Here is a 25,737-nt window from a genome sequence, read left to right as displayed (position 1 = left end):
GCGAGCAGAGAATCCGCACCCCATTCGTCGCGCCAATCATCATCCGGACACTGCTTCGCGGAGCCCACAGGATCAGACCCAGACCGTCATCACCGGCCGGCCAGATTCTCGCGGCGGTGGACGGCGGGGCTTCATCTCCGGGCCCCGCCTCATCCAGCTTGTGAAGCGCCGCAACACCCTCTCACCTTCGTGGCCAATGATGAAAACTGGTTCTAGCACTCGAACGAGGACACCCGCCCGCGAGCACTTTCTGTCGACACGTTCGCTGGCCGCACCAACCCCGCGTTCCCGACGGACTGGACTCGTGACGGCTTCGGCAAAAAATTGTTTCGCGAATTCTTCCGAGCCTCCGGTTTTCGCCGCATATCCATCTCAGTGAAGGCGCCTCGACTCCCCCGCGAGGCGAAAACAACCTGAGAGGAAGCACGCGATGAACCGAAAGCTATTACAGCCCATGCCCCGACAACTCAACGCAGATTGCACGACAGACCATGCCCCAATCTCGCCGCCTAACGCCATCAGTTCGCTTCTAAGACGATGGAAACGACGCATCGCGTCTCAACTGCTCCGCTCCTCAAATCGAGTGCTCACGGCGCTTGTGCGGGCGTTGAGCGAAAGGGCGCGAAATTCTACCGAGCACGTGGAGACTGGCTGGCCCTCAATCTTCAGGCTCCGCCTCAGGACGATTCACGCCCTGTTCGCCAAGAGGAATCTGGGTCGACCGGTCTCACTCCACGGTGGCGTACACGCTGGGCGTGCCAGCCTGACAAGAGTGCACCCTCCCAATCAAAGCTTCACAAAACCGGGACATCGGTCAGTCCGAAAGGTTTTTCGAAGGGGCCCTCCCCCACCCCACACGACCCCGCATCACTTAGAGGTCGTGCCCGAAGAGCGCGGTTATGCTTCATCCGAGCCGCCGAATTCTGCCTCTATCCCAGGGATGGTTATGCTGCCGTTCCCCCACCGTGCTTGTTGTAGAATTCCCGCGCAAGTAGTTCAAGAATCGTCTTCTGGATGTTCTTGCTGCCCAGGACTTGCTCACTCATTGACTGAAAATTGGTGTCCGACTCAATCACAGCATTTTGGAATGCGGCGCCTAGGTCGGGGCTTCCCATAAATTGTTCGAAGCTATTTGCTTTGGCTTGCTCCCGCAGCGTGTTGTTCTCATCGAACTTCCCGCCGAGGTAGCCCGTAAAGCCGAGCATGTCATTGTCGGTGAGGCCGTCGCCTTCGAACAGGGTGTTCATCATGTCAATGATCTCCTGCATCCGCACGAGCTCCGGGTCTTTCGCGGCCCCTGAACCGGCACCTTTGAACCCCGACAACGGGTCGCCATCTCCGGATAGTTGGAGGTTCTCGGCCTCTCCCGGGGGCAAGCTGTAGTGGGTGAGGTCGACCCCGGCGAGGTCGACGCCGCGGTCGGGGTTCGGGTCACCTATCAGCGGCACTAGTAGCCGGTAGAAGATGGATCGTTTCTCTAGCCCAACGTCGTGGAAGTTGACGATTTGGGCGAGGAAGTCGTAGGCGCGAATGAATGCGTTCACGTCGGCGCGGAACAGTTCCAGCTCTTCGACTCGTGTTGTGTCTCCGGCTTTAAGCGCGTTCGTGTATTGGACGGAGAAGCGTTGCTGTGCTGGGGTCAGCCACTTCGAGTAAGCGTTGTTGCCTTCATCGCGCACATACGCTGCGGCAGCCCCGTCGACCTCAGATTCTTCATAGATGACGGCCTGGTCGAGTTTGGCGCGCAGTGCATGGATGAGGTTCGGGTCGGAGTTGTCGGCCAAACTTGCCGACCTGTAATACGTCTGGAACGCAGCCAGAATCTCGGCTGGTTCATTCACGAAGTCCAGCACGAATGTCTGGTCCTTGCCTGTCGCCATCCGATTGAGTCTCGACAGCGTCTGTACGGCTGTGACGCCGGAAAGTTTCTTGTCCACATACATGGCCACGAGCAGCGGCTGGTCGAAGCCGGTCTGGAATTTGTTGGCCACAAGCATCACCTGGAATTCTTCGGTGGCGAACGCTTGCGGCAGGCTCCGGCCCCGCAGCCCCGGGTTCAGGGTGACCTCGGTCACAGAGCTCTCGCCCACATCCGGGTCGGCAATCTCGCGAGAGAACGCGACCAGAGCGGCCATGCCTGCATAGCCGCGTTTGGCGACGTAGGCGTCGAAGGCGCGTTTGTAACGTACGGCTTCGAGCCGGCTACCAGTGACGACCATCGCTTTGGCTTGCCCGTTCAGACGCCAAGCGACGTTGTCGCGGAAGTGCTCGACGACGATCGCAACTTTCTGCGCAATGTTGTGCGGATGTAGCCGCACCCACCTCATTAGTTCTTTGGACGCCTCAGTCCGATCCACTAACGGATCTGCCGCCGCAATGGCGGACACAGGTGTTGTGTCGTCATACTCGCGGCCGTTGTGGGCAAGCTTGAACGCCAACATATAAGGCGTGTAATTCTTCAGCACATCGAGAATGAACTTCTCCTCGATCGCCTGCTGCATCGTGTACACATGGAAGGCGTGCGGCAGGCCATCGTCACCGCGCCGGCCGAACAGCTCCAACGTCTTCCCTTTGGGGGTGGCGGTGTAGGCGAAGAAGCTGATGTTCTTCGTCTCAGCCTTCTCTTCCATCTCGGCGGCAAGCACGGCCTCAATGTCAATGTCGCCACCATCCTCAACCGAGGCAAGTTCTTCCGGGGAGAGCACATGCTTCAGCTTTGCCGACGTACTGCCAGTCTGCGAAGAATGGGCTTCATCGGCAATGATCGCGAAACTACGACCGACCAAGGCGCCTGAGGTGCGGATGGCTTTGAGCGCGTGCGGGAAAGTTTGAATCGTGACGATGATGATCTGCGCGCGGTCAGTCAACGCTTTTGTCAACGCGGTCGATTTCGAATCGCTACCACCACGGGTGATCGGCACCACCACACCTGATTTGTGGTCGATCTGATAAATCGCATCCTGCAACTGATCATCAAGCACAGTGCGGTCGGTGACGACAATCACCGAATCGAAGACCTTGTTCCCGGCGTCATTGTGCAGGGAAGACAACTGGTGGGCAGTCCAGGCGATCGAGTTGGTCTTGCCTGAGCCGGCGCTGTGCTGGATCAGGTAACGATGTCCCGGACCTTCCTCCCGCGCTGCGGCCACCAGACGCGTCACAGACTCCCACTGGTGGTAACGAGGGAACAGCAGCGACTGGGTCACCGTCACCTCACCGGTGACCGGATCGGTCTTCTTCTCAGTGGCAGCGTGGAGGAACTTGCCGATGATCTCCAACCACGCATCGCGTTGCAGCACCCGCTCCCACAGGTAGGCGCTCGGCGACCCGTTCGGGTTGGCCGGGTTTCCTTTGCCACCGTCGTTGCCCATATTGAATGGCAGAAAGCGCGTCGCCGCCCCGTCGAGGCGGGTAGTCATCCACACCTCAGTATTGGAGACAGCGAAGTGCACTAGCGCCCGAGTGCCAAAGCCCAGCAGTGGTTCGGTCTTCTTAGTGGAGGGGTCCCGCGGTGTGCGGTCCTTCTTGTATTGGATGACTGCGTCCTCGACCGACTGGGTAAAGTCAGTCTTGACCTCCATCGTCGCCACCGGCAGACCATTGACGAAGAACACCAGGTCGATCGACTTTTTCGCGTTCGATGTTGAGTAGTGAACCTGCCGCATCACCCGCAGCCGCACCTGACCATATCGTTCAAGGGTTGCCGGATTGAGGTTCTGCGCGGGCTTGAACTGGCAGAGGTCAAACGATGTCGCCACATCCTTGAAGCCATGCCGCAACACGTTCAGGGTGCCACCACCCTGCGCGAACGGACGCTCCAATGTTTGGACCAACACCTTGAGTAACTGGGCTTCCGCTTTCGCGCGAACCGCAGGCGGGTCGGATGCCTTAACCTTCTGGTCATACGCGTCCGGCTGAGTGGTCTGCAACCACCACAGCACATCCTCCGGGAACACAGCGAGCTGCGGGTCATAGCCGGCGTCATCAGCTGAATACTCCCACCCGTTCGCGCTCAAGTGGGCGCAGAGTTCGTCTTCGAACCAGTACTCGTTGTGCTTGCCCATCAGGACAGTCCCCTCACATCGATCTTCCCGGTTACCGCGGCACTGATCAATGCTTGTCTACGTTCCTTGAGCACGACGATCATCTCGCGCGCTTTCGCCGACAGCCCGTCGATCTGCGAAGTCTCGCGGTCAAGATACGTGACGATCTCAGCCTGTTCGTCCGCCGTGGGCAAAGCGACTTGAAAATTATCCAGTTGATCCGGACTCATATGAGGAACGCTGACGCCCGTAAAGATCGGTGCCAAATAGTCCCTGAATTCTGGGCCTGAGAGCAAATATTCAATAAAGCAGGCGCTGGTTCCGCGTCGAGGTCGAATACGTGCCACGCGCTGCAATAGAAGTGCCGGAAGATCCTCAGATTGGACTCGGGCCACCCGAGTTCCTGCCGAAACGATTGGTCTATCTAAGCCGAGAATCAGGTCGTCCTCGTGGAGGTGGTAGTCCGAGTAGGCGTCAGCTTCTGCGCGCGGCCAGTAGGCGACTTCACCCCAGGCAAGACGCCCAGGACTCACGTTGATCCCACGCAGGAGGCGAATGTCGTTTTCGTCGGACGAGTAGTCATCGCTCTTGAACGGAAATCCGGTTAGTACATCCGTGATGTATTGAAGTCTCTGCACCACCCAATTGGAAGGAACTTCACCAAGCCAACTGACGCCGGAGGTTTTCATCGGCGCATCCGGGTCAAGCCCCTTGGTGACTGCGTGGCTGATGACGGCCTGCCGCCGCTCCGCCAGCGTCTCGATCAGTTGTTGCTGCTTACCGATTATCGCGTCGATTTTTCCCGTGTGGTTGTCGAGATAGTTTGCGATCTGCTCTTGTTCGGCTCGCGGCGGCATCACAACAGGAAGATGCTTGACATCATCGAACTTCATCGACTGCCTTAGGCCCCCGCCCATCGAGTAGAAGACTTTTTGGGCGTCATACTCACGCATGAGGTAAGCGAAATACCTCGGGTGATGATGCAGCGGCTTCACTGCGAGGTAGGCAGATGTGATGATGCCTGTTTCCTGCACAAGCGCCGACCGAAGACTCCGCTTGTCGTTCTGCAAGTCAGTGAGTCTAAACACCATGTCGAACGGGTGGACGATCTGATAAGTCGCAAACGACTCGGGGAGCAAACCGTCGTTCGAATTCATGTCCTTCCGAACGATATTTCCATAGCTAAGCGATAGCAGGTTGTCTTCTGTCAGGCTTGCGTTCTTTTCACGACGCACACGAACAGCCGCAAAGAATGGCTGCACCTCCCAACCCAGCGGTATCCTCCCAACCCATTCGATCCCTGAGTCCTCATGCGCCGGGTAAGGCTTGAGCGTCATGCCTCCACCTCGTTTAGCAGCTCCGTGATCTCACGGACCAGCTTATTGAGATCCGCATCGATCTCTTCGAGCGGACGCGGAAGCACATATTGATAGAAGTGACGAGTGAATGGAATCTCGTAGCCGGTCTTGGTTTTGGATTCGTCGATCCAGGCATCTGGGACGTGAGGGAGTACTTCGCGGGCGAAGTAGCTTTGGATGTCTTCGCTCAGAGGAACATTCTCGGTGTCGCGGGCATCCGTGTCTGGCAGTGGGCTGCCCTTACTGTCAGTCACAACCGCCGCGGTTTTGTCGCGCTCGGAGAGCCCCGCGATGAACGCTTTGAGTTGAGGGGCGGTGAGAGTAACGCCAGCGCGTGCGAGGAACTTTTTGGCCTGCTTGGCAAACCCCGTTTGATCTGAAGTCGGGATGGATTCGAGACTGTCGCGAGCGGCCTCGTTAACAAGCGAGGCACGATCTGTGTCCGGGAGCTTCGCCAGCGACCTGGCCGCGAGGGCGACTTCGACGCGCTCTGGTGTGAGCGTCCAGTTCAGGCGCAGTGGACGCTCGACCGTAATTGTGCGGTAGCCAAAGTTCTGGTTTTTGAAGGTCTTGGAAACATCCGATTCTTCGGCAGCGCCATAAAGGTTGACTATCGCGTCGATGTCGTTGGAGCCAAGCTCCTTACGTTTCGATCCCAATGATTTGCGCATCTTCTGTGAGAACCCGGTTCCGTCGATGAGCTGCACGGTGCCACGGCGTTCGGGGCGTTTGTCGTTGTCGATAATCCACACGTAGGTGGCAATACCGGTGTTGTAGAACATGTCTGTGGGGAGCGCGACGATTGCTTCCAACAGATCGTTTTCCAACAGGTAACGGCGAATCTCTGACTCCCCCGACCCTGCACCTCCGGTGAACAGCGGCGAGCCGTTAAGCACGATTCCTGCACGGCCCCCGCCCTTAGCCTTCGGCCGCAGCTTCTTCACAAGGTGCAACAGGAAGAGCAGCGACCCGTCGGATACACGGGGAAGTCCGGGGCCGAACCGACCGTTGAAGCCTTGCTGCTCATGTTCTTTAAGCACGGCAGGTTTCTGCTTATTCCAGTCCACTCCGAACGGTGGGTTGGAAAGGCAGTAGTCGAACGTTTCCCCAATCAAACCGTCGTCGGTGAGGGTGTCACCGTGAATAATATGGTTGATATCTTGGCCCTTGATGACCAGATCTGCTTTACAGATCGCGTATGACTCCCCGTTGATTTCCTGGCCATACATGACCAGGCGAGCGTCAGGATTGTGTTCCAGAAGGTACTCATCCGCCACAGACAACATTCCACCGGTGCCCGCAGTCGGGTCATAGATAGAACGCACGACACCTTTCTCGCTGAGTGCCTCGTCATCCGCGATGAACAGCAACGACACCATCAACCTGATCACTTCGCGCGGGGTGAAATGCTCCCCTGCGGTCTCGTTGGAATTCTCCGCGAACTTGCGGATGAGTTCCTCGAACATGAGACCCATCTCGATGTTCGACACCCGGTTCGGGTGCAGGTCGACCGCACTGAATTTCTGAGTCAGCAGAAACAGCAGATCCTCTGCGTCAAGCTTCTCTACCTGATCCGCAAACCCAAAACGGTCAAAGATGTCTCGCACGTTATCGGAGAAGCCGAGCAAATAATCCGTGAGATTCGCCTTGATGCCGGCCGGGTCACCCATCAGCGATTGCAAAGTGAAAGCGGACGTGTTGTAGAAGCTCTGTCCGGACGCCTTTGCCATGAACACGGATGCGGCGGGTGAGTCGCCGCGCTTAGCCGCCTCATCCAGCACTGCTTGCTTCGTCGACTCCAGCACCGCATCGAGGCGGCGCAGGATAGTGAACGGGAGCACAATCGCGCCATACTGATGAGGCTTATAAGGTCCGCGGAGCAGGTCAGCGATCGACCAGATGAAGTTGGCGTTGTTCTGCTGCTGTGACATGCGTGTGGTTGCTACTTTCCGCGGGAGTCGCGCCGTCATCTACGACGCTTCCTCGACTCTATTGGGCTTGAGCGACATTACGAAGAGTGGACCCGGCGATGCGCGTGACCTCCTGCTCGGACAAATAGCCAACCTGAGGAGCTTGACCCGGCAAAGCGAGACGCGGCGCCAGCGTCGCACACAATATCGGCAGACAACCCAAGCTCAGCTTCACCGTTTGAGCACTCGACAGCAGGCCCTCAGAAGAGGAGTGAAGAAATATGGACGACGGCGAAAACGTTGGTGGCTGCGCCGTACCAGTCGATCCGATGGACCTGCTTCAGTGCGACTCCTGCCAGTAGGCAGCTAGCGCGACAGAAAAGACCCCGACCGGCATTGAGCTGGTCGGGGTCTTTTGCTTTGCCCTGTGGGTGGTCGAGTAGCCCGAAGCTCAGATGCGGGTAGCCTCAGATCGTGGAGGATGACGCGCCTAACTGTCTCGGCTGCATGCGCCGCCTTGAAGTCGCCAGATCCGGCGAACGCCCTTACTGGTTATGTGCCGGATGTGGGCTTGTGGTGCTGTGCTGAGAGGCAACGTCCAGCCATGCGACCTCGTCACCTAGAAGGCCCGAGGATCGAAGCCATGCCGGCATGGGTGCACTCACCGCATCAAGTCGGAATTCAATAACCTGCGCAAGCGCCGCATCCCATCGACGATGCTCGGTGGACAGCGGTTGTGAGTGTGTGAGTGCAACCATTGTGGCTGCGTCGACGCGGTGCAGTCCGGCACTGAATTCTTGGAGCGCTTTCCCGGCTTCGTCTGGGCGTTGGCGGGCAAGCCATCTCCGCATTGTGATTGCTGTGTCAAGCGCTGTGAGCTCCACTGAGTCGATGGCGACCATTTGATGTCCCATTGTCGACATCAGCCTGTCGAGCGTCCTGGTGCGGGTGTCGCGGCTTCCTGACTCCACATGGGAGATGAGTGATTGGTCTGTGGACGATGCTTTCGCCAGTTCGACCTGACTCATTCCCGAGGTCAGGCGTGCGGCGCGAAGCTGGTGAGCGGTATTTGGCATCGGACCCCTTTATGGTCAATACGCCAAGAATAACAAGTGGACATGGGCGGCCGCGCATAGAGCCGACATGACTACAGCAACCCTTACCCCAGCCCCGACCGACGCGACCGAATGGATTACCGTCCAGGAAGCCGCCGAGCGATACCGATGCTCGACGAAGACGATTCGCCGCTGGATTTATGACGGACTCATCAAGGCGAAGCGCATCGGCCCCCGCCTGATTCGGATTGATGCCAACTCCCTTGAGAACATGGGCGAAACGATGGCTTACCGCGACAACGAGTAGCGGCGCTCCTCTTAACTCTTAGGGCGTTGGGCTATGCGTCGCCAATGCCTTCTAGGCTCTCGCCCAAGCATCCGCGTGTGCCGACCTGCGCGCGGTTACTGTGCGGGTGTATCTGGCAGGAATTCTTTGCGAGCGGCATAGGCGTTGGCGCGCCTGATGGCCTCTTCCGCCATCAGGCGAACCTCTCCACGGTCGTTTGGAAGGGTCATCCCGTCCTCTCCGAAAACGCCGAATGCGAGATCCACTATCTCTTCGGCATCAGTAATCCCGAGGTCGACGATAAGCCGGCTGGTGTCCTCGTGGTCTTTGACCCGGGACGCCGCGATCTTCATGGCGAGAAGTGTCCGCTTCGATGCGATCGTGACAGGGTGACCGTGAAGCATTATCTGTTTCGCTTCTACGTCACCTGCCGGGTCGAAAGCCATGAACGAGACTGCTCTGTCGTTCACCCAGTCAGGGTCAAGGTTCTTTTCCTCAGCCATCAGTGTGGCTTCCGCGAAGACTTCATCTCTCGGACGAAACAGGCCATCAACATCGGGGGTGAGCTGTTGCCGACCGAGATGCAACGCCATCGCGGCGCCACCGATTATGTAGACTTCGACTTCCACGCCTCGGGCGGCGAGGCGCTCAAGCAGCTCGCCAAGCAGCTCACGAATTTCATCGCCGTTGAGTTCACGATATTCGCCGCTCAAAGAGTGGTCCAGTCCCGCTCCCGGGTGAGGATGTTTTTGTCGCGGAAGATGTCAGGTGTGTGACTGCGGATGAAGTCTCGGAACGGCTTAGACGCACCATCGCCACCCCACAGCCATTCCGTAGGCACAGGCTTTGCGTCTGTCATCCACGCCAAAGGCATTTCCCCTCGGCGAGACATCGCGTAGGCGAAAGCGGTCGCGATCAGGGTCTCATATCGTGAGTCCCGAATCGGGTCGGGAGCTTCAAGAATAGCTTGGGGTATTTTCGAATCTGCGGATGCCTGGATGAGGCGGCTAACGGCCTCTGTCAGATGGCGGATGGCGGCAGCTTCATCACCGAGTTCCAGGGCGCGCTCAACCGTGGCGGCGGTGTCTGCCGCGGAGATAAACCTGGCCTCGGTCTTCATGTCTCCCATACTACTGATCGCCTGTCCCATATCACCTCTATGCGCGGCCATCTGCCAGTGGTGAACCCGTGCGGCATTCCGGGCGGGTTCAGGGCAGATATTGCAATCCGCTCGAAAATTTCGGGACATCAGTGGACATGGCTGGAACTGGTAAGAGACACCTGAATCCCAGGCAAAGGCTGAAACAGATAACGCCGAGATAGTGCTTAAGTGTCGAAAAGTGCCCCCGGACATGAAAAAACCCTTGATTACTCAAGGGTTTTTCAGTGAGCGATACTGGGATCGAACCAGCGACCTCTTCCGTGTCAGGGAAGCGCGCTACCGCTGCGCCAATCGCTCATGCTATTCAATTATAGATACTCACTCCGAGGTGGAGACGGGATTTGAACCCGCGTATACGGCTTTGCAGGCCGCTGCCTCGCCTCTCGGCCACTCCACCGCACATGAAAAATGTCAGCGAGGCTGACATTTCTCACTCGAGCGGATGACGAGATTCGAACTCGCGACCCTAACCTTGGCAAGGTTATGCGCTACCACTGCGCCACATCCGCATTCAGTACACGAAATAGTAAGCCTTTTTCGCGTGCTAGATGACTGTATACGAAGTCTTCGCAGAGAGCCAATTCGGTCGCGACCGCATCGAAAAGTTATGCGAAGATTGCAGTGCGGGCGATTGGCGCAGTTGGTAGCGCGCTTCCTTCACACGGAAGAGGTCATCGGTTCGAGTCCGGTATCGCCCACTCGTGAATCCGCCTGAGATTCGGGGGTTCATCTACACCCCTGAAACCACACACTCCCCTGGAACCACTCACTCTCGCTGGGGATCTTACGGGGAAAATCTCTGCACGACGCTCACCTCACATTCCTGCCAGATTCGTGGTGTTATTCGGTCACAGCCAAAATGCACGTGGCGGGGAGCTCAGCCACGCAGATTGGCTTTCTTCGCTTACCCAAGAAGCGGAAGACCCCGGAAAGCCGGCACCGGGAGCAGGTACACCACACTGCTCTTTTCAGCGCGGGACACCTCAAGGCCCTCGAAGCGCTGGGGTGACCCTACCCGCTCTCCCGGCGGGCGGCCTCCGCCACAGTGACCTGACCCTGCAACACACTCAACACAATGCGGAGTTTCTTCTCCGCCGGGATCGACAGGGGACAACTCATGATCATTCAGACCTTTCAGCTAGGTCGTGTCGCCCGTTGCATCAGCAACCAACAACCCCTGCCAACCATTCTGATGCGAGACGCGAGAACGGTCAGCGATGGCAGGCTGCCTCGAGGAGTGCATCGGAGAGGCGGGCGAGGCGACCGCCTTCGCTATGCTCGAGGGCGTGCAAGGCGCAATAAGCCTCGGTTCCCAGACCACGACCTGGGTGCGTGACGACGTCGCGTCTGGTGTACTCCCGGGTGCGCATCCGTTGACGGGTCGTGACGCCGTCGATCTCACCGGAAGCAATGTGCTCGGGCCTGTGCGAACCGATGGCCCGTGGGCACCCACCATCGTGAACCGTGGCGGGCTCACGACCGCGCGCATTGCCGAGGTGTTCGCCAGTCTTTTCGACCCCGTGCGCATCATCATCTCGGGTGCCGTGCCGGCGGCACTGGAGGCTGCACCGGCTGATGTGCTGCACATTGCGCCGGGCGCGCGCCAAGCCCTGCGCGGATGATGATGCCGAAACGACACTCGGGGCGCGGGCGTGGTCGCGCCCCGAGTGTCGTTTCGGGTAGCTAAAGGAGGCTGGGAATCTTCTGCTCAGCCGCCAGATTCGCCTTGCGAAACGCGAAGGTGACAAACGTAGCCACGATCACGATGAAGAGCGAGTACAGTGCCGGAACAATAAGGATCAACCCGATATCGGAGTTGCCGCTGAACGTCAGTAACACGATCGCGATCGCAAGTGGCCCGTTTTGGATCCCGGTCTCCAGTGCAATCGTGCGTGCATTCATCGGATGCAATCGAATGGCGCGGGCGATCAAGTATGCGACCGCGATTCCGAACAAGCCGAGGCCAATGGCCACGACGTAAGTTTGCCAGGGTGTGGAGGCGAGTAAGCCCCAATTGCGCGGCACCCAGGTGGCCATAAGGAACACGATGAAGAACAGTCCAAAGAACCCGCCCATGAGTTCCATGACTGCACCGATGTTGGCACTGAAGCGTCGGATGAGCATGCCGAGCACGACGGGCACGAGCAGAATTACAAGGGTGACTACGATATTCGTAATCGGAATCTGCAGGTCGGAATCCTCGGTGAACAGCAAACCGCCATAGAACGCCAAGACGAGTGGCGTCATGAGTATGGCCCACAGAGTCGAGTTGGTAGTCATGATGACGCTGAGGGCCAAGTTGCCCTTCGAGAAGTAGGTGAAAATGTTTGATGTCGTGCCTGCTGGTACGCACCCCATCAGTAGGGCACCGAGAGCAACCGGCGCCGCGTACTCCCGTGGAAGCTGGAACAGCAGCGTTATCACGAGAACATATGCCAGCAACGGCATGATGCCAAACTGGGTCAACCAGCCAATGACGAGTCCCCATGGGCGGCGAATCGCGAGCCGAAAGTCCCGAGGGGTCAGCCCCGCACCGAGACCAAACATGATCACAAACACGAGTCCGACGAGCAGGTTCTGCTCGAACGGGGTGACGACCTCCTGCTCATTGACCACAGTCTCGGTCAGAACGATCAGAGTTACGGCATTCATGACAGCTCCCTTCCCTGAGTCTCGATACTGGCGGTCGGTGACGTGACCGCGGTAGCGCGGAGTTCGCGGCGCAGAATCTTGCCGATCGGGCTCTTCGGTAGTTCCTCGACAAAACGCACCGATCTCGGCACCTTGTAGGCCGCAAGCGTCTCCCGGCAGTGAGCGATCACCTCAGCCTCGGTGGGAGGCGTCAGCTCCGCCACGATGTACGCCCGCACAGCTTCACCAGCCTTGTCATCGGGAATTCCCACCACGCCGACCTCGATGACACCGGACATCGCGGCGATACGCTCCTCGACCTCGTTCGGGTAGACGTTGAACCCGCTGACCAAGATCATGTCTTTCTTGCGATCGACGATCGTAAAGTAGCCGTCAGCATCCATCTCGGCAATATCGCCGGTGTGCAGCCAACCGTCGGCGAGTGAAAGTGCCGTCTCGTCGGGACGTTGCCAATAGCCGAGCATGATCTGGGGGCCGCGGGCGAGCAGTTCCCCCGGTGCGCCTACTGCGACCGGCTCACCCGCATCGTCGATGCAGCGGACGTCGGTAGACGGCACAGGAATGCCGATGCTGCCGTCTTTGCCCATGCCATCAAGAGGGTTGAAGGTGAGCACCGGCGACGACTCGGTGAGCCCGTAGCCTTCGACGATGGGCGTACCCGTCATCTCGCGCCAGCGCGTGGCCACCGACTCGTGCAGGGCCATGCCGCCAGCGGCCGAAGCGCGAAGGTGCTTCGGCGGGCTATCGGCAAACCAACGCTCGTTCATGAGGGCGTTGAATAGGGTATTCACGCCGCTCACCCACGTAATGCGGTAGTTCTCGAACGCGCGTTTGAGATTGCTCGGGGGCCGCGGAGTCGGCACCAGAATGTTGCGGGCCCCGATGTGGAAGAAGCCCAAGAGATTCACCGTGAACGCGAAAATATGGTACAGCGGCAAAGCCGTCAACACGATCTCGTGGCCGGGGCGCATGTATGTTCCACACATCGAGATCATCTGCAGCGTGTTGGCCACGAGATTTCCGTGCGAGAGCATCGCACCCTTCGACACCCCCGTCGTGCCTCCTGTGTACTGCAGGGCGGCAATGGTGTTGGCGCCTACGCCGTCCAGATAGATCGCGGCAGCGGCGGAGGTCTTGCGGGAGCGACCGGCTGCCAGGGCCGCCTGCAGACCCGTGTGATCGACGGTGATCTTCGGCAACGAACGGCTCCACCACTTCTGCACGCCGCGGATGACACCCCCGATGACCGGTGGGAAGAATTCAGAAATGCGCACGGCGATCACGGTCTCGATCGATGTCTTCGGTAGCACCTCCGGCAGCCGATCGGCAAACATGTCTATGATGACGAGCGCGCGCGCGCCAGAGTCGCTGAACTGTTGCACCATCTCTGCCGAGGTGTACAACGGGTTCGTGTTCACCAGCACGCAGCCGGCTTTGAAGACGCCAAACGCCACGACCGGGTAACTAAGTGAGTTCGGCATTTGCACCGCGACGCGGTCACCTTGATTCAGGCCAATCACCTCGCGCAGGTACGCCGCGAAGTCATCCGAGAGGGAGTCGACTTCGGCGTACGTCAGCGAACCGTTCATGCCGTTCGGCATGCACTGCGTGAAGGCAATCATGGAGGGATAAGTGGCACTGGCCGCGCTCACGAGTGCCGGTAAATGCGCGAAGGCAATGTCGCCGATCTCATGGGCGACATCGGAGGGGTAGTGCGACAGCCAGGGACGTTCGGTCATCGTTGACCTTTCACCAGGGTTCGGCCCCCGGCGGATCCGCCGACGGTGGTGAAACAACCCTATTCTAACTGGGCACGGGCCACTGCGCGAAAAGGGAAACGTGCCGCAGTTTGAGCGCGTATGGGACCACCCCCCGGAGTATTGACTCCTAAGATGTGGGGTTGTGTCTCGCGCTGGCGATATTCCGGTTGGCCAGCTCGGCAGAGAGCTCGGGGTCTCCGAGTCTGGGCTTCGCCGGTGGATGGTGCAGGCCAAGGTCGAGGAGGGTGCGCGGTCTGCGGCGTCGCGGGCTGAGTCGGCCGAGGTCGCGGCGCTGACGCGGGGGCAGCTCTCGTGACTGGCAGAACGCGCACGGGCAATGTTGGAGATCGTTCCTCGGGCGTTGTCTGGCTCCTCGCTCGGCGCTTAGATCGTTGACTGCGGAACGTGGTGCGATGAGGAACCAAAGTTCGGATCGAGTCCGCTATCGTCCACTTCTTTACCCGTAATTCTTCATGGAATCACCCAGCTCCACCCTCTAATTTCTCAGAGGAACCTGCGAGAAGCAGCCATCACGTTGCCGCTACCCTTGTGCAATGATCCGCAGGCAACTTCGCACGTCGACTCCCATCCGCGACTTCTTTCTCGGCATGGGATTCCTGTTTCGCGGGTTCCGCATTTGGGCTACGGCACCGCGTCTAATGTTCCTCGGCATGATTCCTGCGGCCATCGTTGGAGCGCTCGCAATTGTTATCTTGGGTGCTCTCATCGTTGGCATCGGACCCTTAGTGGCGTGGCTCACCCCGTTCGCGGACGAGTGGGATGAAATCCCGCGCGCGGCACTCCGCTTCGTCGCCGGCACCGCCGTAGTCTTGGGAAGCGTTCTGATCGTAGTGAATATCTATACGACAGCAACACTGATGGTTGGGGATGCTTTTTATCACAAGATTGCGGCGCACGTTGATGCGCGTCACGGTGCCCCAGAAGCGCGTGACCCGCAAGGTTTTTGGAAAGACGCCGGACGCGGTCTCAATGAGGGGCTGAGACTGCTGTTTCCAACGGTGGGACTCGCACTTCTCGTATTCGCACTCGGTTTTGTGCCGATAGCCGGAGCGGTCATTGCCGCCACCGCCGGAGCTCTGCTAGGCGGCTGGCTCTTAGTCGTTGAACTGTCCAACATTCCGTTCGAATCACGGGGCATGCATCTCACGGCACGGCGGCGATTGCTGAGAGCATCCCGAGCCAAGTCTCTTGGACTCGGCACGGCCACCTATCTTGTTTTTCTCATCCCATTTGGAGCCGTGATCGCAATGCCCGCCGCGCTGGCCGGTGCGACGCTGTTGACACGGTCACTTCTCGGCGAGAACTCGGGCGAGGTCGACTCGCGCGGCTCTGGCGGACCTGCTGAGCAACCACCAACATCCTAACGACACGGCAAACGACCAGCCAGCGGTCACGACAACACTGAGAAGTTGCTCTACAAAGATACCCGTTTGCCCGGTGAAGAGAAATCCAGAACCGGTCGCAAGTATCCCCAACGCAGTCACGCCTATGCTCCCACTGAGTAAATGGGTGTTGAGAAGAAAACGAAGCTGATTTCCCAGCGGCGAGCCTCGTCTCACGGTGAAAACACAGGCTACCGCTCCCGCCGCCAGCCCCACCACTGCTGCGGATACAGGAGTGAACAGGGGTGCTCCAGCCGTGACGGCAATCAAACCACAGACGAGACCTGCAGCAACCGACCGCAGACTGATCACCCCGTGGGCGATCAGCTGCACAACCATCCAGCCGACCGCGCCGGCACAGGCACTCACCGCACTATTGACAATTATCAAACCCGCCGCGGCATCGATAGCAAATTCAGCACCGACCAGCCACGCAATCCACGACAGCACGACAACGACTAACGAGATAGTGCCCGCTGGTACCGAGACAGACAATCGAGCACCACGGATAAGAAACTTTCGTTCCACGAGCAATACGGCAAGCATTCCGGCACCGACTGCCACACTCATGACGAGCGCGCCGCCATAGTCGATAGGGCTCAGCCCGAATGGTGTAGTGGTACCGAAGGGTTCAAACGTTCGGACCGCAATCGGGGTGAACACCGTTCCTGCCCAAATTAATGCGAACACCATACTGCGCTGAAGTGAGGCGCCTGCACTCCGAGCCACGAGGGTCACAAGGTAGCAACAAATTCCGGCCAAAAGCCCAATCGCGGGCATCATGACAGGCCTCAATAAAGATGACGCAAGCGGCGCAAGAATTGCCCAAACAACCATTCCTGGAGACGCACAGGCGAGGGATTCTAGGATCACCCGCCTCCACGGGGCCGCCGGCAGAATCTGAGCGTACAACACAATTAGCGCGCCGAGCAGCAGCGCAAGGGCAACTGTCCCAATGGTTGCGGCCACGAACACTTGCGACACTGTGAGCCTCTCGCTGATCGTTTCACTGGCCAACAAAGCGAATTCACCGGGACCGTCTAAGACCAGACCCAACTCGCGTTGCAACTGATCTAACTATTGTTTGCCGTAAGCGCGATGAGCCGAGACACGGCGCGCAAATACTTTTTGCTGTATCCACCAGCGAGCATGTCTTCAGGGAATACACCATCGAGCGGGGTCCCCTCGGCATAAATGCGAACTTGCGCGTCGTACAGCCTGTCAACGAACGCCACAAACCGGAGCGCGTCGGTCTGACTTCCAAACGGATGCACGCCGGTCAGCCCGATCGCCGAAATACCCTCGATCAGCTTCACATAACGCGAAGGGTGCACCCCAGAAAGGTGCTTCAGCACATCGTCAAATGAATCAAGAGTGACCGTGCCGGCAACGTGTGCGATCGCCGCGGCGGCATCGTCAATTGCGATGGCATGTGCTCCAGAATCCCGACGCCGATAATCGAGCCCATCGATTCGGATCGTCTCGAACTTGGCGGCAAGAGAGTCAATTTCTCTCAGAAAGTCTTGCGCCGCGAACCGACCTTCACCCAGTGCATTGGGTGGTGTGTTCGACGTTGCCGCAATCTTTGCTCCCGAGGCAACCAGCTCCGACAGCAGTCGCGAGATCAGGCGTGTGTCGCCGGGATCATCAAGTTCGAATTCATCGATGCAGACCAATGATGCGCCCTTGAGAAGCTGAACGGCTTGGGCATACCCCAGTGCACCGACGAGGGCGGTGTACTCGATAAAGGTTCCGAAATATTTTCGTCCCGCCATCTGGTGCCACAATGCGGCAAGCAAATGAGTCTTTCCGACACCGAAACCGCCGTCGAGATATACCCCCGGCTTAGCTATCGGAGCCTTCTTGGGAGAGAAAAGCCTCACCTGTTTGCTGCCGAAAGAGAAGTTTCTCATCGCCGCAACCGCAGCACCCTGAGACTGGTAATCACGGTCTGGCCGGTATGACTCAAGGGTTGCGCTGGTGAACTGGCGCGGAGGCACCAGTTCGGCGAGCATCTGCGCTCCGGTCAGCGACGGGATACGATCGACTAGACGCTCAGGAGTCGTAGGCGCAGTAGCGCTCATTCTCATCCTCGGTTATGTTTCGCAGTCTTACGGCAACGCAGTGAAATCAGGGGCGAATTCGTAATTCTCTTCAGCAAGGGACTAATCAAGCTTAGTTTGAAGCCCGCGCCAATTTTTTCCATCCACTATCGAAGGTAGATATGACTATCGAACGCGATCCAGCCCCCCAATTTCTCGAATTTTCCCACCCCGAGCGGTTGGTATCAGCCGAGTGGCTCGAGCAACGATTGGAAACCCCCGGATTGGTGGTGGTGGAATCGGATGAAGACGTTTTGCTCTATGAAACTGGTCACATCCGCGGAGCCGTCAAGATCGACTGGCACACCGATCTCAACGACCCCGTGACTCGGGACTACATTGACGGCGAGCGGTTTGCTGAGCTGATGTCGCGCTGTGGAATATCACGCGACACGACGGTAGTCATTTACGGCGATAAGACCAACTGGTGGGCTGCCTACGCGCTGTGGGTATTTACCCTCTTCGGTCACGACGATGTCCGTTTGCTCGACGGCGGCCGCGCCAAATGGGAAGCGGATGGTCGCGAGTACACCCTCGAAACTCCGACGCCAACTGCCACCGAGTACCCAATCGTCGAGCGCAATGATTCAACGATTCGCGCATTCCGCGACGACGTTCTCACGCACCTCGGCAATCCGCTTATCGATGTGCGCTCCCCTGAGGAGTACAGCGGAGAACGCACCACAGCTCCCGCCTATCCCGAGGAGGGAGCGCTGCGAGCCGGCCACATCCCCAGCGCCCAGAGTGTGCCATGGTCGAAGGCGGTTGCCGACGACGGCACGTTCCGCCCACTCAGCGAACTCGACGCGATCTACCGAAAGGGTGCTGGGCTCCAGGATGGCGACGAGATAGTCGCCTACTGCCGCATCGGGGAACGCTCAAGCCATACGTGGTTCGTTCTGAACTATCTGATGGGCTTTGATAACGTGCGCAACTATGACGGATCGTGGACAGAATGGGGCTCTTTGGTCGCCGTTCCCATCGCCACGGGCGAAGAGCCCGGCGAGGTTCCTTCGCGCTAGGCTTAAGCGATGAGTGAGCAGCAAATCCCGACCCAGTTGGCTGAAATTCGCGACGATTTTCTCGAACTTGAGCTGAAGAATCGACTTCAACTGCTTTTAGAGTTCGCCAACGAGTTACCTGAGCTTCCGGAGCGATACCGTGATCACCCAGATCTTTTCGAGCGAGTCGAAGAATGTCAGTCGCCGGTATTTATATTCATTGAGGTAGATAACGACACCGTGCAGATGTTCGCTACGGCACCTCCTGAGGCACCGACCACCCGCGGTTTCGCGTCAATTTTGGCTCAGGGACTTTCTGGGCTCAGCACCCAAGAGGTTTTAGATCTGTCTGACGAATATCCGCAATCCCTTGGCCTTGCGAAAGCGGTCAGTCCACTTCGCTTGCGCGGGATGACGGGAATGCTTGCCCGCGCGAAACGGCAGATTCGCTTGAAGAGTATTACGTAGCTGACTTGCCCGCCGAAGTGCAATCAGATCTTTCGGACAATTGGATGCGCAGCCAGCTGCGAATTGCACCAAGCCAACGGTCACTGTCGTAGTTCCAGAGCCGAGCGTGACCCGCGGTATCGAATTCTTCGTACGTGACAATGTCGGGGCGCAAAAGTGCTAGAGCTCGTGACGGTTCGACCGGAACGTAGACGTCATTTGTGCTGTGCATCAGCAGGATAGGCCGATCAAGCTCAGCTGCGCGCTGCACAAAGTTCATGGCAGCGAGATCTACCGGTCGATCGGTACCAACAAGGAGTTGTGATTGCTCGCTTGCGAGCAAAGCCTGTGTTGCGCTGCGAATTCCGGCTGGGATGCGGTTGAGCGCGCCGTGCAGTTCAATAGTCGGCCCCCAATCCACGACAGGTGAGTCGAGAACAAGACCAACAATCATGTCGCGGTTCGGTGAAAGCATGAGCGTTTGCAATACCGTTGCTCCGCCCATAGACCAGCCCATGAGGATGATCCGCGTAGCCCCAGCCGCACGCGCATAGCGCACTGCAGCATCCACATCCCGATATTCGGTCGAGCCGAGTCCGTAGCGTCCATCGGCCGACGCTGGCGCTTCCGTGTCGTTGCGATAGGAAACAGACAACGAGGTCACACCCGCGTCGTAAAACTCACCAAGTGCGCGAAGTGTCTCTGGTCTCTGCACCCCTCGTCCGTGAACATGTAGCGCCCAAACTGAGCTCGGCTGGTCTGCAGGCACTAACCATGCGGGTGCTGGGCCCAACTCGGTCGCGATTGAGACTTCGGAGAACGTGAGGTCGAGGTCGGCGGGAGTGAGATAAAACCAACCACTGGTGCGCGCATTGTCTCCAGGGGCTGGCTCGCCGATATCCACGGAGATTAGCTCTCGAGCGACCCAGTGCGCGCTCTGCGAGACCACCGCGCCGATCCGGGCGTGACCGGATTGGTCAGCAAACCACAGACTAAATCGGCCTGGTGCACGGCTATCAACCGAGGTAGACAACACAATGGTCGACTCCCCTACGGCTAGCACGCGCAACTCACTCAACGAACGACCGCCAGGAGTCACCATTCGGCGAGCAAACAGCACCGAGACTGCCGCTCCCAGTGCGAAGCCGATGGCGCCAACCGCGGCTGCACCGATTGTCACGCCGGTGAAGAAACCAATGATTGCGCGGAGGCTCTGTGAATGACGCATCCAGCCACCTCCGTCTCGCAGCCGCCAGCGTTCGGCGTGCCTCACCAGCGATCGTTCACCTAAAGCCTAATCTTCAGTCGTGCCTGATTCGCCAGCTGGACCAACACCACCCGCGGCATTCGCTTCAGCGGTTGAGTCTCTTCGTGCTGCAGTGTTGCGACCGGAGCTTGCCGTCACTGAGATAACCGCCCCGTCCCAGATCGCCCCGTGGTCCTTCGCTCTCGCTGGCGATGTCACCCCCACCAGACACGGTGAAGATTCCGATCTTGGCACTGGTCGCTTTGTTCTGCTCTACGATCCAGAAATTCCGGATGCCTGGGGCAGTGAGTTTCGGATCATTTGCTTCGCGCAAGCGCCGCTTGAATCTGAAATCGGTGTCGACCCATTCCTCAGCGAAGTGACCTGGTCCTGGCTCGTCGACGCACTAGACAGTCGCGCGGCCACCTACGATCAAGTCTCGGGCACGGCAACCCGAATCCTCTCAACCGGATTTGGTGAACTCGAATCACAGCCGGATGGCGCACAGATCGAACTGCGCGCCTCGTGGAGCCCCAAAGACGTCAACATGGCCGCACATGTGGAAGGCTGGAGTGAGTTGGTCTGCATGCTAGCCGGACTACCACCCGCAATTGAAGGAGTCACCCTGTTGTCGGCCCGTAAAGCTGGACGTGAGTAGCGCTACAGAAGGTGCAGCCCCCGAGGGCGAGTCGCCCGCCACCCAAGCCCCTCATGACCCCGTAGTCGTTATCGATGATCGGAATGCATATCTTTCCGCCGTCGCGGCCATCGCTGAGGGCCATGGCCCCATCGGTATCGACGCTGAGCGGGCCAGCGGTTACCGGTACTCACAGCGCGCCTACCTCATCCAAGTTTTTCGACGCGGCGCGGGAACGTTCTTATTTGATCCACCCGCGATCGGTGATTTTAGCGAGCTCAACGACATTGTTGCCGGCGAAGAGTGGATACTGCATGCGGCAACACAAGACCTGACCTGCCTGCGGGAGGTCGGGCTCCACCCCGCACGATTGTTCGACACAGAACTCGGCGCGCGACTTGCCGGGCTTCCCCGGGTTGGGCTCGGAACGGTCGTCGAACATTTGCTGGGCATCCATCTTGCCAAGGAGCATTCATCAGCAGACTGGTCGACTCGCCCACTGCCGCAAGCTTGGCTCGTTTATGCCGCGCTCGACGTTGAGTTGTTGGTCGATCTTCGCGAAAATCTCGGCGAACTCCTTGATTCCGCTGGCAAGCACGACATCGCTCAACAAGAATTCGACTCAGTGTTGACTCGGGATCTCAGCAATGTGCGCGCGGAACCGTGGCGTCGTCTCAGCGGGGTGCATTCGATCCGCGGTGGAAAAAATCTTGCTGTGGCACGTGAACTGTGGTTGGCTCGCGACGCCTACGCGCAAGAAGTCGACACAGCTCCTGGGCGGCTGGTTCCCGATTCGGCACTCCTTGCGGCGGCACGAGTGCTTCCGGAGACCAAGCGTGGCCTCTCAATGCTCAAGGAATTTAGTGGACGGGCCAGTCGCACCCAGATTGACCGCTGGTGGGCCGCGATTCACGCCGGATTAGCGTCACAGGATATCCCCGCATCCCGCGTTTCGAGTGATGCCCTTCCTCCTCCGCGCGTGTGGTCAGACAAGAATCCGGAGGCGGATGCTCGACTCAAAGCCGCGCGTGCGGCTATGACCGAACGGTCCGAGGAGCTCTCAATCCCGATCGAGAACCTTCTGACCCCCGACTACTTAAGACGAGTTTCCTGGACCCCTCCCGGTGACATGACGACGGAGGCTATCTCAGAAATGCTCAAGAATCTCGGAGCACGACCGTGGCAAATTGACGTTTCTGCACAGTCAATTGCGAAAGCCTTTGTCGAAGCCAACCAAACGCTGGAGGAGCCCGGCAAGACCGAGTCGTAGGAACAGTCAAAGGATTCCAACTGGCATCGGTGGCAACCTAGGATCGGTGCTACATCCGAGGATTTAGTGGAGGCATTGTGGCCAAGGAAACCGAGATTGTATTCGTAGACGGAGTCCGTACTCCGTTTGGACGTGCTGGCGAGAAGGGCATGTTCTGGAACACCAGATCTGACGATCTTGTCGTCAAGGCGATGATTGGGCTGCTGGAACGCAATCCCACGATTCCCCGGGAGCGATTCGATGAGGTAGCCATCGCTGCCACGACACAAACCGGCGACCAGGGACTCACCATCGGCCGCAGCGCAGCGCTGCTAGCTGGTCTCCCCACCTCGGTTCCTGGCTACGCTATTGATCGCATGTGTGCTGGGGCCATGACCGCCGTCACCAATGTGGCTGGCGGAATCGCTTTCGGCGCATACGACCTGACAATCGCCGGCGGCGTTGAGCACATGGGCCATCATCCAATGGGCTCGGGAGTCGACCCCAACCCCCGGTTCCTCTCCGAGAAGCTTGTCGACCCTGAAGCGCTGAACATGGGCAACACGGCTGAGAAGCTCCACGACCGCTTTCCGCACCTCACGAAGGCGCGTTCGGATGCATTCGCGTTGCGGAGCCAGCAGCGAGCAACAGCCGCCTACGAGGCCAATAACATTCAGCCCGACCTGATCCCGGTTGCCACAAAAAGCGAGGCTGGCTGGGGAATGGCAACCCGCGATGAGGGACTGCGACCCGAAACAACCCTTGAGGGACTCTCCGGGCTCAAGACTCCATTCAGACCACACGGTCGCATCACGGCGGGCAACGCATCGGGACTCAACGACGGCGCAACAGCGAGCATTATCGCGAGTGGTGATGCTGCACGCGAATTCGGTTTGAAGCCCAAGATGCGGATGGTCAGCTTCGCTTACGCCGGCGTGGAACCAGAGATTATGGGTATTGGTCCAATCCCTTCTACCGAGAAAGCGCTTCAAAAAGCGGGTCTCTCGATCAATGACATCGGTCTTTTCGAACTCAACGAAGCATTCGCCGTGCAAGTTCTGTCGCTGCTTGACCACTTCGGAATCGATGACGAAGACCCCCGCGTCAATCAGTGGGGCGGCGCCATTGCAATGGGCCACCCACTGGCATCATCAGGCGTGCGACTCATGATTCAACTTGCGGCTCAGTTCCAGCAACACCCCGAGGTGCGCTATGGCCTCACCGCAATGTGTGTCGGCCTTGGCCAAGGCGGTTCCGTTATCTGGGAAAACCCCAACTACAAGGGAGCAGAGTAACAATGACCGAGCAGTTCGCACTATTGGCCGACCTGTCCACAGACGAGGTCATCACCCATTCCTTCGTTCGGGATGTACCGCTCTCGCAGGGGCGCACGCTCGCGTTGATCACGCTCGACAACGGCAAAGACCACACCCGGCCCAACACGCTTGGCCCGGCAACCCTGCTCGAATTCGCGAAGGTTCTCGACGAGCAGAAGAGGCGAGCATCCGCAGGCGAGATCCACGGCGTGGCCGTTACCGGCAAGCCATTCATCTTTGCGGCCGGCGCTGATCTGTCGAAGGTGAGCGAGATCCCCGATCGCGAAACGGGTAAGCAGATGGCGCAGCTCGGTCACTGGTCGCTCGGAAAACTGAGCGACCTCGGCGTTCCGTCGTTCGTGTTCATCAATGGTCTCGCGCTCGGCGGCGGTGTGGAAGTTCCGCTCAATGCCGACTACCGCACGATTGATAGCTCGGTGCCCGCGCTTGCTCTTCCCGAGGTCTTCCTCGGACTCATTCCCGGTTGGGGCGGCGCATGGTTGCTGCCGAATCTGATCGGGATTGAGAACGCGCTCAAGGTCGTCATCGAAAATCCACTCAAGAACAACCGGATGCTCAAGGGGCCTGAAGCTTTTGAGCTCGGTATCGCGGATGCGATGTTCGGACCAGCCAACTTCCTTGAACATTCAATTCGCTGGGCTGATGGTGTGATCGCCGGCACTACTAAGGTGAAACGCCCCAATGAGCCGGGCAAGATCGAACGCACCGTCAAGTGGGATGTCGCGATCGGCATCGCAGAAAAGATGTTGAGTAACCGCATTGGGCGCGTTGCCAAGTCACCGTATGCTGCGCTTGCACTGCTCAAAGCCGCAAAGAACACCGACAAGAAGGCCGGGTTCGAGGCTGAAGATAACGCCCTAGCAGACATGATCTCGGGGGATCAGTTTCAGGCGAGCATCTACGCGTTCAATCTCGTTCAGAAGCGCGCGAAGCGCCCAGCAGGCGCCCCTGATAAAGAGCTCGCCCGCAAGGTGACCAAAGTTGGGGTGATCGGTGCTGGTCTCATGGCACGCCAATTTGCGCTGCTTTTTGTGCGTCGCCTGCAGGTGCCCGTTGTCATCACTGACCTCGATCAGACCGCGACCGATGCCGGCGTTACTGCGATCCACCACGAGATCGACAAGCTTCACGAAAAGGGACGACTGTCATCCGATGACACCAATCGTCTGAAGGCGTTAGTCACCGGCACCACCAACAAGGCCGACTTCGCTGACTGCGACTGGGTTATCGAAGCGATCTTCGAAGAGCTGGGCGCCAAGCAGTCCGTGTTTGCAGAGGTAGAACAGCACATTTCTGACGAAGCAATCTTGGCCACGAACACGTCATCGTTGTCAGTTGAACAGATCGGTTCACAGCTGAAGCACCCAGAGCGCCTGGTCGGTTTCCACTTCTTCAACCCGGTAGCAGTGATGCCGCTCATTGAGGTCGTCAAGACGCCGCACACCAACGACGAGACGCTGTCGACCGCCATGGTGACCGCAAAGAACCTGCGAAAAAATGCGGTCATCACGACTGATACCCCTGGTTTCGTCGTGAACCGAATTCTCGCAAAGGTGCTGGGCGAGGCGATGCACGCGGTTGACACCGGAACACCGTTTGAGGTCGTCGAGGAGTCGACTCGTCCCTTCGGGCTACCGATGACTCCGTTCGAGCTTCTTGAACTCGTGGGGCTGAAGGTCGGAGCGCACGTGCTCGATACCCACCATGCCGCATTCCCCGAACGGTTCTTCGAAAGCGAAAATCTTCACAAGCTCGCTGAGCTAGGTTTCATCTTCGACCGCGACAGTAAGGGCAAAGCAAAGGGGGTTTCGAAGAAGGCTGTCGAGATCGTTAAGGGTGGCAACTCCCCCATGACGGCGCAGGAGCTTCAGATCCGCATCGAAGACGGTCTTGCAGACGAGATTCATCGGATGCTTGAAGACAACGTCGTGGCGGCGGCAGAAGACATCGATCTGTGCCTCATTCTCGGCGCCGGTTACCCCTTCCAGATGGGCGGTGTCACGCCGTATCTCGATCGTGCTGGAGCCTCCGACCGTGCCTTCGGTACAACGTTTCACGATCCGCAAATTCGGGGAGTGCAATAACCAGC

Annotated in this window: 21 protein-coding genes and 4 tRNA genes; 11 read left to right on the top strand and 14 right to left on the bottom strand. The window is 58.5% G+C overall.

Going from position 1 to position 25,737, the window contains the following annotated elements; translation table 11 throughout:
* Positions 1-944: 944 nt before the first annotated feature.
* From FB472_RS00125 to FB472_RS00105, 4 genes are all read right to left on the bottom strand, one after another.
* Entirely contained in the window at positions 945-4,064 is a 3,120-nt protein-coding gene (locus FB472_RS00125; protein ID WP_141989139.1) for a type I restriction endonuclease subunit R, read from the bottom strand.
* Entirely contained in the window at positions 4,064-5,380 is a 1,317-nt protein-coding gene (locus FB472_RS00120) for a restriction endonuclease subunit S (protein WP_141989138.1), read from the bottom strand. Before FB472_RS00120 ends, FB472_RS00125 begins: the two co-directional genes overlap by 1 nt.
* On the bottom strand, positions 5,377-7,332 hold the full coding sequence (locus FB472_RS00115) for a type I restriction-modification system subunit M (RefSeq protein ID WP_141989137.1): 1,956 nt from the start codon (positions 7,330-7,332) through the stop codon (positions 5,377-5,379). The genes FB472_RS00120 and FB472_RS00115 overlap by 4 nt, the downstream gene beginning before the upstream one ends.
* Positions 7,333-7,856: 524 nt before the next feature.
* Positions 7,857-8,387 carry a helix-turn-helix domain-containing protein gene (locus FB472_RS00105; RefSeq protein WP_141989136.1) on the bottom strand — a complete coding sequence of 177 codons (531 nt, stop codon included), beginning with the start codon at positions 8,385-8,387 and terminating at the stop codon, positions 7,857-7,859.
* A 67-nt stretch (positions 8,388-8,454) separates the two neighbouring features.
* Here FB472_RS00105 and FB472_RS00100 point away from each other — a divergent pair, with 67 nt between their 5' ends.
* Positions 8,455-8,673 carry a helix-turn-helix domain-containing protein gene (locus FB472_RS00100; RefSeq protein ID WP_141989135.1) on the top strand — a complete coding sequence of 73 codons (219 nt, stop codon included), beginning with the start codon at positions 8,455-8,457 and terminating at the stop codon, positions 8,671-8,673.
* Between the two features lie 95 nt (positions 8,674-8,768).
* Here FB472_RS00100 and FB472_RS00095 read toward each other — a convergent pair whose 3' ends face one another.
* The 5 genes from FB472_RS00095 to FB472_RS00075 form a co-directional block, all read right to left on the bottom strand.
* Positions 8,769-9,365, bottom strand: a complete 597-nt coding sequence (locus tag FB472_RS00095) for a DUF6036 family nucleotidyltransferase (protein ID WP_141989134.1) — start codon at positions 9,363-9,365, stop codon at positions 8,769-8,771.
* Positions 9,362-9,772 (bottom strand): hypothetical protein, encoded by a 411-nt coding sequence (locus FB472_RS00090; protein ID WP_141989133.1) that lies wholly within the window; start codon positions 9,770-9,772, stop codon positions 9,362-9,364. The genes FB472_RS00095 and FB472_RS00090 overlap by 4 nt, the downstream gene beginning before the upstream one ends.
* Positions 9,773-10,039: 267 nt before the next feature.
* Positions 10,040-10,111 (bottom strand) — tRNA-Val (locus FB472_RS00085).
* Between the two features lie 29 nt (positions 10,112-10,140).
* Positions 10,141-10,211, bottom strand: a tRNA-Cys gene (locus tag FB472_RS00080).
* Positions 10,212-10,251: 40 nt separating this feature from the next.
* Positions 10,252-10,323, bottom strand: a tRNA-Gly gene (locus FB472_RS00075).
* Between the two features lie 116 nt (positions 10,324-10,439).
* Here FB472_RS00075 and FB472_RS00070 point away from each other — a divergent pair.
* Together FB472_RS00070 and FB472_RS00065 are read left to right on the top strand one after the other, a co-directional pair.
* Positions 10,440-10,512 (top strand) — tRNA-Val (locus tag FB472_RS00070).
* A gap of 519 nt (positions 10,513-11,031) precedes the next feature.
* Positions 11,032-11,436, top strand: coding sequence for a hypothetical protein (locus FB472_RS00065; RefSeq protein ID WP_141989132.1), 405 nt, complete (start codon positions 11,032-11,034; stop codon positions 11,434-11,436).
* Positions 11,437-11,497: 61 nt separating this feature from the next.
* Here FB472_RS00065 and FB472_RS00060 read toward each other — a convergent pair whose 3' ends face one another.
* A complete protein-coding gene (locus tag FB472_RS00060) occupies positions 11,498-12,466 on the bottom strand; it encodes a bile acid:sodium symporter (RefSeq protein WP_141989131.1) in 969 nt (322 codons plus the stop codon).
* Positions 12,463-14,205 carry an AMP-binding protein gene (locus tag FB472_RS00055; RefSeq protein WP_141989130.1) on the bottom strand — a complete coding sequence of 581 codons (1,743 nt, stop codon included), beginning with the start codon at positions 14,203-14,205 and terminating at the stop codon, positions 12,463-12,465. Before FB472_RS00055 ends, FB472_RS00060 begins: the two co-directional genes overlap by 4 nt.
* A 163-nt stretch (positions 14,206-14,368) precedes the next feature.
* On the opposite strand from FB472_RS00055, the gene FB472_RS13935 reads away from it, so the two are divergent.
* Entirely contained in the window at positions 14,369-14,542 is a 174-nt protein-coding gene (locus FB472_RS13935) for a hypothetical protein (RefSeq protein ID WP_021809703.1), read from the top strand.
* Positions 14,543-14,780: 238 nt separating this feature from the next.
* A complete protein-coding gene (locus FB472_RS00050) occupies positions 14,781-15,611 on the top strand; it encodes an EI24 domain-containing protein (RefSeq protein WP_141989129.1) in 831 nt (276 codons plus the stop codon).
* Here FB472_RS00050 and FB472_RS00045 read toward each other — a convergent pair.
* Together FB472_RS00045 and zapE are read right to left on the bottom strand one after the other, a co-directional pair.
* Positions 15,534-16,598, bottom strand: a complete 1,065-nt coding sequence (locus FB472_RS00045; protein WP_246077991.1) for an ammonium transporter — start codon at positions 16,596-16,598, stop codon at positions 15,534-15,536. The two genes, FB472_RS00050 and FB472_RS00045, sit on opposite strands and share 78 nt — an antisense overlap.
* A gap of 104 nt (positions 16,599-16,702) precedes the next feature.
* Positions 16,703-17,713, bottom strand: coding sequence for a cell division protein ZapE (gene zapE / locus FB472_RS00040; protein WP_141989127.1), 1,011 nt, complete (start codon positions 17,711-17,713; stop codon positions 16,703-16,705).
* Positions 17,714-17,853: 140 nt separating this feature from the next.
* On the opposite strand from zapE, the gene FB472_RS00035 reads away from it, so the two are divergent.
* Entirely contained in the window at positions 17,854-18,753 is a 900-nt protein-coding gene (locus tag FB472_RS00035) for a sulfurtransferase (RefSeq protein WP_141989126.1), read from the top strand.
* A gap of 9 nt (positions 18,754-18,762) precedes the next feature.
* On the top strand, positions 18,763-19,200 hold the full coding sequence (locus FB472_RS00030) for a SufE family protein (protein WP_141989125.1): 438 nt from the start codon (positions 18,763-18,765) through the stop codon (positions 19,198-19,200).
* On the opposite strand, the gene FB472_RS00025 is transcribed toward FB472_RS00030, so the two are convergent.
* Positions 19,193-20,407 carry an alpha/beta hydrolase family protein gene (locus FB472_RS00025; RefSeq protein ID WP_141989124.1) on the bottom strand — a complete coding sequence of 405 codons (1,215 nt, stop codon included), beginning with the start codon at positions 20,405-20,407 and terminating at the stop codon, positions 19,193-19,195. The genes FB472_RS00030 and FB472_RS00025 overlap by 8 nt on opposite strands.
* 79 nt (positions 20,408-20,486) lie before the next feature.
* Between FB472_RS00025 and FB472_RS00020 the strand changes: the two genes are divergently transcribed.
* The 4 genes from FB472_RS00020 (at position 20,487) to FB472_RS00005 (ending at position 25,732) form a co-directional block, all read left to right on the top strand.
* Entirely contained in the window at positions 20,487-21,083 is a 597-nt protein-coding gene (locus FB472_RS00020) for a DUF3000 domain-containing protein (protein ID WP_141989123.1), read from the top strand.
* Positions 21,076-22,332: an HRDC domain-containing protein gene (locus FB472_RS00015; RefSeq protein ID WP_141989122.1), complete on the top strand. Its 1,257-nt coding sequence runs from the start codon at positions 21,076-21,078 to the stop codon at positions 22,330-22,332. The genes FB472_RS00020 and FB472_RS00015 overlap by 8 nt, the downstream gene beginning before the upstream one ends.
* A gap of 77 nt (positions 22,333-22,409) precedes the next feature.
* Complete coding sequence (locus FB472_RS00010; RefSeq protein ID WP_141989121.1) at positions 22,410-23,606, top strand: thiolase family protein; 1,197 nt, start codon at positions 22,410-22,412, stop codon at positions 23,604-23,606.
* A gap of 2 nt (positions 23,607-23,608) precedes the next feature.
* The gene (locus FB472_RS00005) at positions 23,609-25,732 is read left to right on the top strand and encodes a 3-hydroxyacyl-CoA dehydrogenase NAD-binding domain-containing protein (protein ID WP_141989120.1); all 2,124 of its coding nucleotides are present in this window, start codon (positions 23,609-23,611) and stop codon (positions 25,730-25,732) included.
* Positions 25,733-25,737 lie beyond the last annotated feature (5 nt).

The sequence above is a fragment of the Rhodoglobus vestalii genome (assembly GCF_006788895.1).
Taxonomy (GTDB): Bacteria; Actinomycetota; Actinomycetes; order Actinomycetales; family Microbacteriaceae; genus Rhodoglobus; species Rhodoglobus vestalii.
Note: the sequence above shows the minus strand (reverse complement) of the source record. Positions and strands in the feature narration are given on the sequence as shown.

Bases quoted from the DNA above. Each gene is read 5' to 3' on its own strand.
- FB472_RS00050 (WP_141989129.1), top strand. From the start codon at position 14,781: ATGATCCGCAGGCAACTTCGCACGTCGACTCCCATCCGCGACTTCTTT.
- FB472_RS00100 (WP_141989135.1), top strand. From the start codon at position 8,455: ATGACTACAGCAACCCTTACCCCAGCCCCGACCGACGCGACCGAATGG.
- FB472_RS00060 (WP_141989131.1), bottom strand. From the start codon at position 12,466: ATGAATGCCGTAACTCTGATCGTTCTGACCGAGACTGTGGTCAATGAG.
- FB472_RS00105 (WP_141989136.1), bottom strand. From the start codon at position 8,387: ATGCCAAATACCGCTCACCAGCTTCGCGCCGCACGCCTGACCTCGGGA.
- FB472_RS00005 (WP_141989120.1), top strand. From the start codon at position 23,609: ATGACCGAGCAGTTCGCACTATTGGCCGACCTGTCCACAGACGAGGTC.
- FB472_RS00035 (WP_141989126.1), top strand. From the start codon at position 17,854: ATGACTATCGAACGCGATCCAGCCCCCCAATTTCTCGAATTTTCCCAC.
- FB472_RS00055 (WP_141989130.1), bottom strand. From the start codon at position 14,205: ATGACCGAACGTCCCTGGCTGTCGCACTACCCCTCCGATGTCGCCCAT.
- FB472_RS00090 (WP_141989133.1), bottom strand. From the start codon at position 9,772: ATGAAGACCGAGGCCAGGTTTATCTCCGCGGCAGACACCGCCGCCACG.
- zapE (WP_141989127.1), bottom strand. From the start codon at position 17,713: ATGAGCGCTACTGCGCCTACGACTCCTGAGCGTCTAGTCGATCGTATC.
- FB472_RS00115 (WP_141989137.1), bottom strand. From the start codon at position 7,332: ATGTCACAGCAGCAGAACAACGCCAACTTCATCTGGTCGATCGCTGAC.
- FB472_RS00030 (WP_141989125.1), top strand. From the start codon at position 18,763: ATGAGTGAGCAGCAAATCCCGACCCAGTTGGCTGAAATTCGCGACGAT.
- FB472_RS00065 (WP_141989132.1), top strand. From the start codon at position 11,032: ATGGCAGGCTGCCTCGAGGAGTGCATCGGAGAGGCGGGCGAGGCGACC.
- FB472_RS00120 (WP_141989138.1), bottom strand. From the start codon at position 5,380: ATGACGCTCAAGCCTTACCCGGCGCATGAGGACTCAGGGATCGAATGG.
- FB472_RS00025 (WP_141989124.1), bottom strand. From the start codon at position 20,407: ATGCGTCATTCACAGAGCCTCCGCGCAATCATTGGTTTCTTCACCGGC.
- FB472_RS00125 (WP_141989139.1), bottom strand. From the start codon at position 4,064: ATGGGCAAGCACAACGAGTACTGGTTCGAAGACGAACTCTGCGCCCAC.